We start from the raw sequence: 14,161 nt of genomic DNA, 5'->3' as shown, positions 1-14,161 counted from the left end.
CAGCCATCAGGGAATTCCTACCATGCGTCGACAGCTGATCCTACTCGCCGCGCTGCTGTTCGTCCCCCTCCCCGGTGCATTCGCCGCCTCGGTCGTGGAGCGGCTCAAGGTGCCCGAAGGGTTCCGCATCGAGGTGCTCAGCGACCAGCTGCCCAACGCCCGCGCCATGGCCCTGGGCAGCGAGGGCACGCTCTTCGTCGGCAGCCGCGAGGCCGGCAAGGTGTACGCCCTGCGCCCCGGCGAACAGCGCCCGCGGGTGATCGCCAGCGGCCTGAAGATGCCCAGCGGCGTGGCCTTCCACCAGGGCGATCTGTACGTCTCGGCTGTCAGCCGCCTCTACGTGCTGCGCGACATCGAGACGCACCTGGATGCGCCGCCAAAGCCCGAGGAACTGCCGCCGCAGTTCCCCGGCGAGACGCACCACGGCTGGAAGTTCATCGCCTTCGGCCCCGACGGCAAGCTCTACGTGCCGGTGGGCGCGCCCTGCAACATCTGCCGCCCGGACCGCGAGCGCTACGCCAACCTGCAGCGCATGCAGCCGGACGGCAGCCAGCGCGAAGTGGTGGCCTATGGCGTGCGCAACACCGTGGGCTTCGACTGGGACGCCCGGGGCCGGCTGTGGTTCACCGACAACGGCCGCGACCTGCTCGGCGACGACCAGCCCGACGACGAGCTGAACCGCGTGGGCAAGGCCGGCGACGACTTCGGCTACCCGGACTGCCATGCCGGGCGCATCGCCGACCCGGAGTTCGCTCAGCGCCCCTGCTCGGCCTTCGTGGCGCCGGTGGCCGGCCTCGGCGCCCACGTGGCGGCGCTGGGCATGCGTTTCTACAGCGGCGAGCAGTTCCCCGCCGAGTACCGCGGCAACGTCTTCATCGCCGAGCACGGCTCGTGGAACCGCAGCCGCAAGGTCGGCTATCGGGTGGTGCGCGTCGAGCTGAACGCGGACGGCTCGCTGAAACGCCAGAGCCTGTTCGCCGAGGGCTGGCTGCAGCCCGGCGAGGAAGTGCTGGGGCGCCCCGCCGACGTGCTGGTGGCCGCGGACGGGTCGCTGCTGGTGAGCGACGACATGGCCGGGGCGATCTACCGCATCCGCTACGTCGGCAAGCAGGCCGGCAAGTAGGCGGCAGCTGTCAGCCCAAACGAAAGCGGCGCCCGAGGGCGCCGCGTTTCATCCGAACCGTCTTACGCTTTCGCAGGCAACTGGACTGCACTGCCTACGGGCGCGCCGAACAGACCGAGGCCTTCCTGGAACAGCCTGTTGCTGCGCTCGGTTTCCCCCAGGTGCGCCAGCAGCCGCGCCAGCTCGGCGCAGGTCTCGGCGCTGTGCTGGCGGGCCAGGCTGGCCTCCAGGTAGTCGCGGGCCTTGCCCCAGAGCTTGTCGGCCAGGCACAGGCGGCCCAGGGACAGGAGCAGGACGGGGTCGTCGGGATACTTCTTCAGCCAGGCCTCGGCGTTCTGCAGCTGGCGCGCCGGGTCGCCGCCGCGGGCCTTGCCGTAGAGCAGCATCAGGCGTTCGTCGTAGCCTTCCTTGAGGGCCTGGCGCAGGACCTTCTCCGCCTCCTCGGGCGCGCCCAGGCGCAGCAGCTGCTGGGCATAGGCGGCGACCAGCAGCGGCTGGGCGCGCAGGTTGGCGGGCAGGTTCTGCCAGGTCTGGGTGAGCGGCTGCAGGGCCGTCTCGCCCTGCCCCACGCCCTGCTCGCCGGCGGCTTCCAGGGCGGCGATCCAGGCGCGGCGCTCCAGGTCGCTGAGCTGGGCGTTCTCCAGCACGCGCTCCTTGCGCAGTTCCGGCAGCAGGGCCAGCAACGGGCGCCAGTCCTGCAGGCTGACGTAGAGCTGCTGGAGCAGGCGCAGCACCGTGGGGTGGCGCGGGTGTTCCTCGTGCAATTTCACCAGCACCGCGCGGGCCGGTTCGAAGGCGCCACGGTTGATCAGCAGTTGCGCGCGCGTCAGGCCCACGGCCAGCTCCGTGCCGGGCTGGCGTTCCAGGGCGCGGTCGAGCAACTGGTCGCACTCGTCGAAGCGCCCCAGCTCGTTGGCCGCGCGGGCCGCGCCCAGGTAGCTGGACAGGCTGTGCTGGTTCAGTTCGGCGGCGCGCCGCAGGTGGCGCAGGGCCGGGGCCCAGTGGCCTTCGGCGAGGTCGCGCTGGCCGTGTTCCTCGGCCATTTCGGCGCGGCGGCGGCGGTTGAAGCGCGACCAGGGGTTGACCACCCGCCCGGACACGCCGACCAGGCGCAATACCAGGCGCACCGCCAGGTACAGCAGCCAGACCAGCGCCAGCAGGGCGAGGAAGGTCCACAGGCTGGATTCGTAGCGGAAGCTCTTGTAGGCGATCAGCACGTAGCCCGACTGCTCGGCGATGGCCAGGCCGACCAGGGTGGCGGCGACCACCAGGGCCAGGACCAGCAGGTAGACGCGGCTCATTGGCTACCCTCCGCCTGGGGCGCGGCGGGCGCCTGCTGCTGGTCGAGGGCGGCCTGGTCGCGGCGCACCACGTAAGCCTGCAGGGCGCCCAGCGCCGGGGTCAGGTCGGGCACCTGCACGGCCACCGGCTGCTGCGCCAGCTCGTCGATGCGCAGGCCCAGGGCGCGGCTGTCGGCGAGGTCGGCGTTGAAGAAGTCGCCGAGGATCTGCCGGGCCTGCTTCAGGGCCTGTTGGTAGACTTCCTGGCGCCCGTTGAGCGCGGCCCACTGCGCCTGCTCCAGGGCCAGGCTCAGGGCCAGGCGCACGCGCGTCAGCTGTTGCCCGGAGAGCAGCGGGCGCACGTCCTGGCCGGCGTTGAAGTCGATGCGCACGTAGCGCGAGATGCGTTCCCACCACTGGTCCAGGGTGCTGCTGCCGTCGCCCCAGGCGGTGGTCGAGGCCTTGCCCGGGCCTTCCTTGAAGCTGGGCTCCAGCGGTTGCAGCTGGGCGGCCTGCTCGCGCAGCGCGCCGAGTTGCAGGAACAGCCCGGTGCGATCCGGCTGCGGCAGGCTGCGCAGGGTTTCGAGGCTCTTGGCCAGTTGCGCGCGGGCAGCGAAGGCGCCCGGGTCGTTCTGCGCGCGGAGGATGTCGTCTGCGCCCTGCACCAGTTGGGTGGCGCTGTCGATGTCCTGCAGCGCGGAAAGGCGCAGCGAGGCGAGGCGCATCAGGTGCTCGGCCTCGGCCAGGCGCCACTGCTGGCGGCTCTGCCCGAGGACCTGCTTGAACTGCTGGGCCAGGTGCTGCTGGTCGCCCTGCAGCTCGACCACCAGGCGCCGGCGGGCCTCCAGCTCGTCGGCGCTGGGCAGCGCGTCCAGGCGCTTGTCCAGCGCGCTGTTGTGGTTCAGCAGGCTCTGCGCCTCGCCACGGGCTTCTTCCAGTTGTTGCGCGCGGGCCTGGTCGCGGGCCTGCAGCTGCTGCGTCTGCCACAGCCCCCAGCCACCGACGCCGAGGCCGGCGACGCCGACCAGCAGGGCGAGCAGGGCCAGGCCGTTGCCGGACCGGGCCGGAGCGGGCGGGGTCGGCTCGACGGGGGTATCTTGCGGGGTGTCTTGGGGAGTGACGGCTTCGCTCACAGGTCCATCCTTCGCTCGGAAATTATTCTTCGTCGGCGCCCCTGAGCGCCTCCAGCAGGGCCGCGGCATTCGCCCCGCGGCAATCGATCACGTGTCGCGCACCGGCTTCCCGGGCCAGTTCGGCGACCCGCGGGCTGGGCACGAACAAGGGTAGCCCGGCCAGCCACGGCCAGTCCTCCCCGGCCACGCGCAGCAGGTGTTCCAGGCCCTGGCCGCTGCTCACCACCAGGCCGTTCAGTGCTTCGTCGCGCACCCGCCGCGCCAGCTCTCCCGCCGGGTAGTCCGGCAGCACGCGACGGTAGAGTTCCAGATAATCCACCGCCACGCCTTGGCCGCGCAGGCGCTCGGCGAGGAATTCCCGGCCACCTTCGCCACGCAGGATCAGCGCCCGCGGCCCGGGCACCTGCAGGGCGCGGGCCAGCGCCGGCAGGGCCAGCAGCGCTTCGCTGTCGTCGCCGTCTTCCGGGTGATGCACGCGCAGGCCGTAGTCATCGAGGATAGCCGCGGTGGCCGCGCCGACCGCGAACCAGTCCTGGCGCGCCGGCGGCTGCGGCCAGTAGCGGTCGATGCGCTCCAGGCCCAGGCGCGCGGCAGGCTTGCTGACCACCACCACGGCGCAGTAGCGGTCCAGGTCGAGCAGCAGGCTGCGCTGCTCGGGGGTTTCTTCCAGCGGCTCGATAGCCAGCAGCGGCAGGCTGGCGCTGGCCACGCCGTGCTCGGCGAGGCTGGCGGCCAGGGCCGCGCACTCGTCCTGCGGCCGCGTCAGCAGCAGGCGCCAGTGGCTCACTGCGGGCCGGCCTCGCCATAGACGGCGGCGAGGATATCGGCCGCGCCCTGTTCCAGCAGTTCTTCGGCGACCTTCACGCCCAGCGCCTCGGCCTCGGCCAGGGGCGCGCGGGCTTCGGCGCGCAGCAGTTGCGTGCCGTCGGGCTGGCCAACCAGGCCGCGCAGCCACAGCTGCTCGCCCTCGCGCACGGCGTAGCAGGCGATGGGCACCTGGCAGCCGCCGTTGAGGCGTTTGTTCAGCGCACGCTCGGCGGTCACCCGCAGCGCGGTGTCGGCGTGGTGCAGCGGCGCCAGCAGCGCGTGGATCTCGCTATCGGCGCTGCGGCATTCGATGCCCACGGCGCCCTGGCCGCCGGCCGGCAGGCTGTCCTCGACGCCGATGCTGGAGCGGATGCGCGCCTCGAAGCCGAGGCGGATCAGGCCGGCGGCGGCGAGGATGATGGCGTCGTATTCGCCGGCGTCGAGCTTGGCCAGGCGGGTGTTGACGTTGCCGCGCAGGAAGCGAATCTGCAGGTCCGGGCGGCTGGCCAGCAGCTGCGCCTGGCGGCGCAGGCTGGAGGTGCCGACCACGCTGCCGGCGGGCAGCTCGGCGAGGCTGGCGTAGGTGTTGGAGACGAAGGCGTCGCGCGGGTCCTCGCGCTCGCAGATGCAGTACAGGCCCAGACCCTCGGGGAAGTCCATGGGCACGTCCTTCATGGAGTGCACGGCGATGTCCGCCGCGCCTTCCAGCAAGGCGGTCTCCAGCTCCTTGACGAACAGGCCCTTGCCGCCGATCTTCGCCAGCGGCGCATCGAGCAGCTTGTCGCCGCGGCTGGTCATCGGCAGCAGGCTCACGCGCAGGCCGGGGTGGGCCTGCTCCAGGCGGGTCTTGACGTACTCGGCCTGCCACAGGGCCAAAGCGCTCTGACGGGTGGCGATTCGGATTTCGCGGGACGACATGGGCAATTCCGGACAAAGGACTGCCGGGGATGATAACAGGCTTCGGCGCCCAGGCTTTCCCCCCTGCGACGCCAAAGCAGGCTTTCGGACCATCCCTGGGATTGCGCTTCGCCAGCGAACCCTATCCGGCCTCTCGCAGGAGCGAGCTTGCTCGCGAACAAACGCGGTGCCATGCGGTTCGCGAGCAAGCTCGCTCCTACGAAAATCGCCTCGGCGCGCCTGCAGCCCTCAAAGGTTGTGCATCAAGCGGCGCACGCCGGCGACGTGGCGCCGACTCACGGTCAGGGCGTCGCCATCCAGGCCCTTGAGGTAAAGCTGAAAATGCCCCAGCGGGGTGCGCTGCAGGCGCTCGATGCGCTCGCGCGAGACCAGGGCGTTGCGGTGGATGCGCACGAAGCGCTCGCCGAACTCGTCCTCCAGCGCCTTCAGCGGCTCGTCCAGCAGCACCTCGCCGCCGTCGTGGCGCAGGGTCACGTACTTGTGGTCGGCAATGAAGAAGATCACGTCCTCCAGGGGGATCAGCTCGATGCCCTTGCGCGTCCGCGCGCTGATGTGGCTGCGCGGGCCGGGGCCGCCGGCGGCCGGCGGCCTGGTCAGCGCCGCCAGCTGGATGCGGTTGGGCCTGGAGGCTTTCTTCAGGGCCTCGGCCAGGTCCTCGGCGCGCACCGGCTTGACCAGGTAGCCGACCGCGCTGACCTGGAAGGCCTCCAGGGCGAATTCATCGTGGGCGGTGCAGAAGATCACCGCCGGGGGGGCTTCGCGCTCGCACAGCTTGGCGGCGACCTGGAGCCCATCCAGGCCGGGCATGCGGATATCCAGCAGGACGATATCCGGCTTCAGGCTGTCGATCAGCGCCAGCGCTTCTTCGCCGTTGCTGGCGGAGGGTTCGAGGACGCGGTAGCCGTCCAGTTGCCCCACCAGTCGGGCCAGGCGCTCGCGCGCCAGGGGTTCGTCATCGACGATCAGGACATTCATAAGCTCAGGCTTCCTGCATGAGACGCGCACATGGATAGCGTAGACAGGTGTAGTGCCGTCCGTCACGGCGTTCGACGCTGAGACTCGCTTTTGGCCCGAAAAGTGCCGCAATTCGCGCTGCGATATTCTGCAGCGCCTGCTTGGTCCCCTTCGTGGGCAGCGTCTGCGTCGACTCGTCGTAAGGGTTGCTCACGCACAGCTGGAACACACCGTCACGATAGTCCGCCTCAACCTTCACCAGGCCGCCTTCGATGCGCGGCTGGATACCGTAGATCAATGAATTCTCCAACAGTGGCTGCAGGGTCAGCTGCGGGATGGGCACGCCGTCGGGCACGCCGCTCACCTGCCAATCCAGTTGCAGCCGGTCGCCCAGGCGATACTGCTCTATGGAAAGATAGCGCCTGGCCAACTCCAGTTCCTCCCCCCAGGAAATTAAAGTCCCCGGCTTGGCCAGGCTGGCGCGGAACAGGTCCGACAGGTTCAGCACCGCCTGTTCGGCCTTGCCCGGGTCCAGCTCGATCAGGCTGGCGATGCTGTTCAGGCTGTTGAACAGGAAGTGCGGACGGATGCGCGCCTGCAACGACTCGATGCGCGCGCGCAGCTCGGCCTGTTCCTGCCTGCGCCATTGGCTCTGCAGATAAAAGTAGCGTAGCAACAAGGCCGACATGATGAGGGCGATCAACGCATGGCGCAGGTACAGGTTGACCTCGCCCTTGATCGACAGCGGCCCGCCCAGGGCGTAGTAGTCGGCCACCGCGGTGCAGCCGAGGGTCAGCAGCACCACCAGCAGGCAGCTGGCCAGCCCCGCGCCCCACGCCGGCCAGCGCGCCAGCAGCGGCCGCAGGCGGCACAGCAGGCCGGCCGAGAGCAGCACTATCCACTGCACGAACAGCGAGGCCAGGGCCAGGCGCACCCAGTTGAAGCTGGGCGTCATCGGCTCGGCCAGCACCAGTACCAGCACCAGCAGCTCGGCCAGCAGGACCAGGCTGAACAGCGCTTCGCTCTGGCACAGTTCGGGAATGAAGAAATCGTCTTGGGTTGCCGGCTGGTCGCCGGTCTTGGCTTGGTTTGGCATCGACGAAGTTTCCGCAAGCCTCCACGCCTCGGCAAGCGGCTCGTAGCCTGCCGGGCGAATTCGAGCACCGAAATGTCGACTGCGCCGCGCCCGGGCGGGGCGCCCTTGTCCTTCCCCCCGCCACACCCGTCGCAGCACACGCCGTTTTTGACCTTCAGCCTGCTATTATCGTCGGACTTTGCCCTTCCTGCAGGCAGCGAACGCGCCTGCCCGTTTCCGCGAGAGAGATCCATGAGCGTAGAGAAGACCAACCAGTCCTGGGGCGGCCGCTTCAGCGAGCCCGTCGACGCCTTCGTCGCCCGCTTCACCGCCTCCGTCGACTTCGACAAGCGCCTCTACCGCCACGACATCATGGGTTCCATCGCCCACGCCACCATGCTGGCCAAGGCCGGCGTGCTGACCGACACCGAGCGCGACGCCATCATCGATGGCCTGAAGCAGATTCAGGCCGAGATCGAGGCCGGCAGCTTCGACTGGCGCGTCGACCTGGAAGACGTGCATATGAACATCGAGGCGCGCCTGACCGACCGCATCGGCGTCACCGGCAAGAAGCTGCACACCGGCCGCAGCCGCAACGACCAGGTGGCCACCGACATCCGCCTGTGGCTGCGCGACGAGATCGACCTGATCCTCGCCGAGATCACCCGCCTGCAGCAGGGCCTGCTGGGCCTGGCCGAGGCGGAAGCCGACACCATCATGCCCGGCTTCACCCACCTGCAAACCGCCCAGCCGGTGACCTTCGGCCACCACCTGCTGGCCTGGTTCGAGATGCTCAGCCGCGACTACGAGCGCCTGGTGGACTGCCGCAAGCGCGTCAACCGCATGCCCCTGGGCAGCGCCGCGCTGGCCGGCACCACCTACCCGATCCAGCGGGAAATCACCTGCGAACTGCTGGGATTCGAAGCGATCTCCGGCAACTCGCTGGACGGCGTGTCCGACCGTGACTTCGCCATCGAATTCTGCGCCGCCGCCTCCCTGGCGATGATGCACCTGTCGCGCTTCTCCGAAGAACTGGTGCTGTGGACCAGCGCGCAGTTCCAGTTCATCGACCTGCCCGACCGCTTCTGCACCGGCTCCTCGATCATGCCGCAGAAGAAGAACCCCGACGTGCCGGAACTGGTGCGCGGCAAGTCCGGCCGCGTCTTCGGCCACCTCACCGGCCTGCTGACGCTGATGAAGGGCCAGCCGCTGGCGTACAACAAGGACAACCAGGAAGACAAGGAGCCGCTGTTCGACGCCGCCGACACACTGCGCGACAGCCTGCGCGCCTTCGCCGACATGGTCCCGGCGATCAAGCCCAAGCGCGAGATCATGCGCGAGGCGGCCCGCCGCGGCTTCTCCACCGCCACCGACCTGGCCGACTACCTGGTGCGCAAGGGCCTGCCCTTCCGCGACTGCCACGAGATCGTCGGCCACGCGGTGAAATACGGCGTGGACAGCGGCAAGGACCTGGCCGAGATGAGCCTGGAAGAGCTGCGCAAGTTCAGCGACCAGATCGACGACGACGTCTTCGCCGTGCTGACCCTGGAAGGCTCGGTGAACGCCCGCGACCACATCGGCGGCACCGCCCCCGCCCAGGTCCGCGCCGCCGTGGCGCGCGGCCGGGAGCTACTGGCCAAGCGTTGAGGCGTTAGCGCGTCAGCCATAAAGGAACGCCGCTTCCCGTGAGGGGAAGCGGCGTTTTTTATTGTCTGCGCGCGGTCCAGGCCCTGCAGGGCCCTGCCCGCGATTTCGCGCGCAGGGCGCGCTCCTACAGGGGAATGGCGCAGGTGGGGCGGCGTAGGAGCGGATCTCATCCGCGAATCGCGCCGGAACGTCCGGCTATCGCGGAAAAGTTCCTACGTTCCAGGAAGCACGGCTTTTCGTAGGATGGTGTTGAGCGAAGCGATACCCATCACCACGGCAGCATGGGTTTCGCAGGCTCAACCCATCCTACGAAAAGCGCTTCGGCGCAGCCTGCAAGACAGCCGCTCCCACCACAACCGGCGGGCGCGGCTTCTCGTGCAGCCGGAAAACGGCTGATCCTACGAAGCGCTTGGCTCCTCGGCACCACAGAACTTCTGCAGCAACTGCAATTCCACCGGCCCCAGCCCAAGCATCCGCAGCGCCTTCTCTTCCTTCAACTGCCCAGCCTGGGACGCCGGCAAGCGCGCCGCCCTGGCCGCCAGGTTGAGGATCAGCGCCTTGCGCGAGAACACCCCGCTGCCCATGCCGTAGCACGCGGCGACCAGCCCGCGCAGCTCCAGCGGCAGGCGCCAGCGCGCGCGCAGCGTGGAGCCGAAACTGGCGCCGAAGGCCTTGAGGCTGTCGTCGATCTCCTGGTCTTCCAGCGCTCCGCCGCGCCGGCACCACTCCTCCAGGGTACGCAGCACCGCGAGGTCGCCCAGGCAATGCAGCAGGCCGGCGGTGTAGCAGCGTGGCGCGTCGACGTCGAGGCTCTCGGCCAGGGCCTCGGCGGCATCCGCGGTGCGCTGGGACAGCGCCCAGAACGCCGCGGCGCGCTCCTTCAGGCGTGGCTCCACAAGCTGCGCGGCGCGCTCCAGGCTGAGCCCCAGGACCAGGTTGCAGGCCTGGGCCAGGCCGAGGCGGGCCAGCGCCTGGGCGAGGGTCAGGCAGGGCATGCCGACGTGCCGCGCGGCGCTGTTGGCCGCGGCGATCAGGCAGGCGGTGATCTGCGGGTCGCGACCGAATTCTTCCTCCAACTGCTCCAGGCTGACGCCCTCGGTGTTCAGGCAACGGCTCGCCGACTCGCCGACCTCCGCCAGCAGGGGCGCGCCCTCGGCGGCATCGCGGGCCTCGGCGAGGAAGTCGGCCAGGCTGCCGGTGGGCTCCCGGGGCACGGCGCAGCTGACTTCCTGCCCAGGCTCCAGCAGCAGGCTGCGCAGGCGCTGGCGCAGGTCCTCGGCATTGAACGGCTTGACCAGGTAGGCGCTGGGCGCCAGCGGCAGCACCGCGCGCACGCTGGCCCCATCGGCCTTGGCGCTGATCAGGATGAAGTCCGGCGCGTTTGCCCCGCGGCGGCTGCGGCGCAGGTGGCGGAGCAGGTCGATGCCGTCGGTGCCGGCCAGTTCCTGCTCGGCCAGCACCAGGGCGAAGGCGCGCAAGCGGCAGGCATCGATGGCCTGGTCGCCGTCCTCGCAGTATTCGATGGCCGCGTCGCAACGCACGCTCAGCACCAGTTGGCCGAGCAGTTCGCGGTTCCAGGGGTCGGCGGCGGCGACCAGAACGGTCGGCGCGGCGCTGAGTGCTGTCATGGAGATCCTCTCGCAGATGCGCGCGCACCTTAACCGAGTCGCAAGGTGCCTGCCATAGGGCGGCCCGGACGACATCGCGCGCAGGACAGGATAGCTGATGCGGCGCCGCTCTCCGATACGACCAAGGGGGTAGATGCGTCACGGCGCCGCAGCCGGAGCGGAACCCCGGAAAAAGAAAAGGCCCGCTTGCGCGGGCCTCTTCCGGCACTGCCGAACGAGCCGATCAGGCCAGTTCGTCGAAGCACTCGGCCAGGATGGCCAGGCCTTGCTTCAGCTGGGCGTCCGGGATGGTCACCGGCATCAGGAAGCGGATCACGTTGTAGTAGGTGCCGCAGGAGAGCAGGATCAGGCCCTTCTCGCGAGCACGCACAACGATCTTGCTGACCAGCTCGGCCGCCGGCTTGTTCACGTCGCCGCCTTCGAACAGCTCGATGGCAACCATCGAACCCAGGCCACGGACGTCGCCGATCACCTTGTGCTTGGCCTGGATCTCGCGCAGGCCGGCCTTCAGGGTTTCGCCAACGGCTTGCGAACGCTCCAGCAGTTTCTCTTCGTCGAACACCTTCAGCACGGCCAGGGCCGCGGCGCAGGCGATCGGGCTGCCGGCGTAGGTGCCGCCCAGGCCACCGGGGGCGATGGCGTCCATGATCTCGGCCTTGCCGACGACGCCGGAGATCGGGAAGCCGCCGCCGACGGACTTGGCGAAGGTGGTCAGGTCCGGGACGATGCCCAGTTGCTCGGTGGCGAAGAAGGTGCCGGTACGGCCAGCGCCGGTCTGCACTTCGTCGGCGATCAGCAGGATGCCGTGCTCGTCGCACAGGGCGCGCAGGCGCTGCATGAACGGCTTGGAGTTGACGTAGAAGCCACCCTCGCCCTGTACCGGCTCGATGATGATGGCGGCGATGTCACGCGGCTGGGCGTCGTTCTTGAAGATGCGCTCGATGCTGGCGATCGACTCGTCTTCGCTGATGCCGTGCAGCTCGCACGGAGCCAGGGCGCGGAAGATACCGCCCGGCATCAGGCCCATGCCGGCGGAGTACGGGACGACCTTGCCGGTCAGGCCCAGGGTCATCATGGTGCGGCCGTGGTAGGCGCCGGTGAAGGCGATCACGCCGGCGCGGCCGGTGGCGGCACGGGCGATCTTCACGGCGTTCTCGACCGCTTCGGAGCCGGAGGTGACCAGCAGGGTCTTCTTCGGGAAGTTGCCCGGCACGCGCTTGGCGATCTCTTCGGCCAGCTCGATGTAGGGCTCGTAGGCCAGCACCTGGAAGCAGGTGTGGGACAGCTTGGTCAGTTGCTCCTGAACGGCGGCGACCACTTTCGGGTGCAGGTGGCCGGTGTTCAGAACGGCAATGCCGCCGGCGAAGTCGATGTACTCGCGGCCTTCGACGTCCCACACGGTGGCGTTCTCGGCGCGCTCGGCGACGACCGGGTGGATCTGGCCCACGCCGCGCGGAACGGCGGCCTGGCGGCGTTGCAGCAGGGATTCGTTGGTTTTGCTCATAGCTTCCTCAGTGGCCGCTCATCGGTCGGCCGGGTCAAAGGATGAAGACGGGGAGAAGCCACTCGCGACAGCATACGATGATCGACTGTCGCGGCACTTGCGGCCCGCCGGGTGGGTTGTCCGGTGCCACCACCGGAAAACGCCGGCGCGGGGGTGGCTGCCGGCTCTTGCCTGCCACCCCCGCGCCCACGGGAAATCAGATGCCGCCCAGGCAGAGGTACTTGACCTCGAGGTAGTCCTCGATGCCGTACTTCGAACCTTCGCGGCCCAGGCCGGAGGCCTTGATGCCGCCGAACGGCGCGACCTCGTTGGAGATCAGGCCGGTGTTGATGCCCACCATACCGTACTCCAGGGCCTCGGCCACGCGGAACACGCGGCCCAGGTCGCGAGCGTAGAAGTAGGAGGCCAGGCCGAACTCGGTGTCGTTGGACATGGCGATCACGTCGGCCTCGTCCTTGAAGCGGAACACCGGGGCCAGCGGGCCGAAGGTCTCGTCCTTGGAAACGAGCGCGTTCTTCGGCACGTCGACCAGGATGGTCGGCTCGAAGAAGGTGCCGCCCAGGGCGTGCGGCTTGCCGCCGGCGACGACCTTGGCGCCCTTGCCCACGGCGTCGGCGATGTGTTCTTCGACCTTGGCCACGGCCTTGGAATCGATCAGCGGGCCGGTGGTCACGCCGCTTTCCAGGCCGTTGCCGATGTTCAGCTTGGCCACGGCGGCCTTGAGCTTCTCGACGAAGGCGTCGTACACGCCGTCCTGCACGTACAGGCGGTTGGCGCAGACGCAGGTCTGGCCGTTGTTGCGGTACTTGGAGATCAGCGCGCCTTCGACGGCGGCATCCAGGTCGGCGTCGTCGAAGACGATGAAGGGCGCGTTGCCGCCCAGTTCCAGGGACACCTTCTTGATGTCCTTGGCGCATTCGGCCATCAGCTGGCGGCCGATCTCGGTCGAACCGGTGAAGGTCAGCTTGCGCACGATCGGGTTGCTGGTCAGCTCGCCGCCGACCTCGCCGGCGCTGCCGGTGACCACGCTGAACACGCCTTTCGGAATGCCGGCGCGCTCGGCCAGCTCGGCCAGGGCCAGGGCGGAATACGGAGTCTGCGAAGCGGGCTTGAGGACCATGGTGCAGCCGGCGGCCAGGGCCGGGCCGGCCTTGCGGGTGATCATCGCCGAGGGGAAGTTCCACGGAGTGATGGCCGCGGTGACGCCGATCGGCTGCTTGATGACGATGATGCGCTTGTCCGGCTGGTGGCCGGGGATGGTGTCGCCATAGATGCGCTTGGCTTCTTCGCCGAACCACTCGAGGAAGGAGGCGGCATAGGCGATCTCGCCCTTGGCTTCGGCCAGCGGCTTGCCCTGCTCGATGGTCATCAGGCGGGCCAGGTCGTCCTGGTTCTCGATCATCAGCTCGAACCAGCGGCGCAGCTTGTTGGCGCGCTCCTTGGCGGTCAGCGCGCGCCAGGCCGGCAGAGCCTTGTCGGCGGCCTCGATGGCGCGGCGGGTTTCGGCGGCGCCCATCTTCGGCACGCTGCCGATGATCTCGTTGGTGGCCGGGTTGTTGACCTTGATGGTCTGACCGCTGTCGGCGTCCACCCAGGAACCATCGATATAGGCCTGTTGGCGGAACAGCTTGGCATCATTGAGTTGCATGACCAGTCTCCTTCGAGGAAAGCCATAAGCAGCGGGTCTACCTCGACTACCCCGCCTGCTCTTGTTGTCCGGGAAGCATTGGAGGGGCGCTCGCCCCACCCGTTCCATCGTCCCGCCGCGCCGCCCGCCAGGGGACGGCACCGGCGCTAGCGCAGGGTCGCCGATCGTCGCGCACGGGCGCGCGAAAACGGACCACGGCGGTAGCCGTAGCCGGTCAGGTCAACCGGGAGGTCCATGGACGGGATACGCTGCGGAAACGCCACCACTGCAGGAGTCGGCTGCTGCACGGCATCGCGCGCATTCGCCAGGCAGTACGGAAGTCGGTCATCCCACTGGCACGAGGCCGGGTACTGTGACGCCAATTCCCCTGTCTCCTGTTGTTGTGGTGGGCGTTTGAAATGTCAAACGCATCCTAGGGCCCCATCCCCCAAAGGGCAAGGGGTC

At 69.1% G+C, this 14,161-nt stretch carries 11 protein-coding genes; 2 read left to right on the top strand and 9 right to left on the bottom strand.

What is annotated here, in order from left to right; all coding sequences use genetic code 11:
* Positions 1-22: 22 nt before the first annotated feature.
* Complete coding sequence (locus PcP3B5_RS02095; protein ID WP_058072622.1) at positions 23-1,123, top strand: PQQ-dependent sugar dehydrogenase; 1,101 nt, start codon at positions 23-25, stop codon at positions 1,121-1,123.
* 62 nt (positions 1,124-1,185) lie between these two features.
* Here PcP3B5_RS02095 and PcP3B5_RS02090 read toward each other — a convergent pair whose 3' ends face one another.
* The 6 genes from PcP3B5_RS02090 to PcP3B5_RS02065 all read right to left on the bottom strand — a co-directional run bounded on the left by PcP3B5_RS02090 (position 1,186) and on the right by PcP3B5_RS02065 (position 7,311).
* On the bottom strand, positions 1,186-2,424 hold the full coding sequence (locus PcP3B5_RS02090) for a heme biosynthesis HemY N-terminal domain-containing protein (RefSeq protein ID WP_009615047.1): 1,239 nt from the start codon (positions 2,422-2,424) through the stop codon (positions 1,186-1,188).
* Positions 2,421-3,536 (bottom strand): uroporphyrinogen-III C-methyltransferase, encoded by a 1,116-nt coding sequence (locus PcP3B5_RS02085; RefSeq protein WP_061560469.1) that lies wholly within the window; start codon positions 3,534-3,536, stop codon positions 2,421-2,423. Before PcP3B5_RS02085 ends, PcP3B5_RS02090 begins: the two co-directional genes overlap by 4 nt.
* A 22-nt stretch (positions 3,537-3,558) precedes the next feature.
* Positions 3,559-4,323: a uroporphyrinogen-III synthase gene (locus PcP3B5_RS02080; protein ID WP_061560468.1), complete on the bottom strand. Its 765-nt coding sequence runs from the start codon at positions 4,321-4,323 to the stop codon at positions 3,559-3,561.
* Positions 4,320-5,261, bottom strand: a complete 942-nt coding sequence (gene hemC, locus PcP3B5_RS02075) for a hydroxymethylbilane synthase (protein WP_061560467.1) — start codon at positions 5,259-5,261, stop codon at positions 4,320-4,322. Before hemC ends, PcP3B5_RS02080 begins: the two co-directional genes overlap by 4 nt.
* Positions 5,262-5,489: 228 nt before the next feature.
* Complete coding sequence (gene algR / locus PcP3B5_RS02070; protein WP_009615042.1) at positions 5,490-6,236, bottom strand: alginate biosynthesis regulator AlgR; 747 nt, start codon at positions 6,234-6,236, stop codon at positions 5,490-5,492.
* A 4-nt stretch (positions 6,237-6,240) separates the two neighbouring features.
* Positions 6,241-7,311 (bottom strand): sensor histidine kinase, encoded by a 1,071-nt coding sequence (locus PcP3B5_RS02065; RefSeq protein ID WP_009615041.1) that lies wholly within the window; start codon positions 7,309-7,311, stop codon positions 6,241-6,243.
* 231 nt (positions 7,312-7,542) lie between these two features.
* Here PcP3B5_RS02065 and argH point away from each other — a divergent pair, with 231 nt between their 5' ends.
* On the top strand, positions 7,543-8,937 hold the full coding sequence (gene argH, locus PcP3B5_RS02060) for an argininosuccinate lyase (RefSeq protein ID WP_061560466.1): 1,395 nt from the start codon (positions 7,543-7,545) through the stop codon (positions 8,935-8,937).
* A 398-nt stretch (positions 8,938-9,335) separates the two neighbouring features.
* On the opposite strand, the gene PcP3B5_RS02055 is transcribed toward argH, so the two are convergent.
* The 3 genes from PcP3B5_RS02055 to gabD form a co-directional block, all read right to left on the bottom strand.
* Positions 9,336-10,565 (bottom strand): HDOD domain-containing protein, encoded by a 1,230-nt coding sequence (locus PcP3B5_RS02055; protein ID WP_061560465.1) that lies wholly within the window; start codon positions 10,563-10,565, stop codon positions 9,336-9,338.
* A gap of 223 nt (positions 10,566-10,788) precedes the next feature.
* Positions 10,789-12,069 (bottom strand): 4-aminobutyrate--2-oxoglutarate transaminase, encoded by a 1,281-nt coding sequence (gene gabT, locus PcP3B5_RS02050; protein WP_009615038.1) that lies wholly within the window; start codon positions 12,067-12,069, stop codon positions 10,789-10,791.
* Positions 12,070-12,265: 196 nt separating this feature from the next.
* Entirely contained in the window at positions 12,266-13,717 is a 1,452-nt protein-coding gene (gene gabD / locus PcP3B5_RS02045) for an NADP-dependent succinate-semialdehyde dehydrogenase (protein ID WP_009615037.1), read from the bottom strand.
* Positions 13,718-14,161 lie beyond the last annotated feature (444 nt).

This window comes from Pseudomonas citronellolis (assembly GCF_001586155.1).
In the GTDB taxonomy this organism is placed as follows: domain Bacteria; phylum Pseudomonadota; class Gammaproteobacteria; order Pseudomonadales; family Pseudomonadaceae; genus Pseudomonas; species Pseudomonas citronellolis.
The sequence above is the reverse complement of the archived record's forward strand: the minus strand, read 5'-3'. Positions and strand labels throughout refer to the sequence as shown.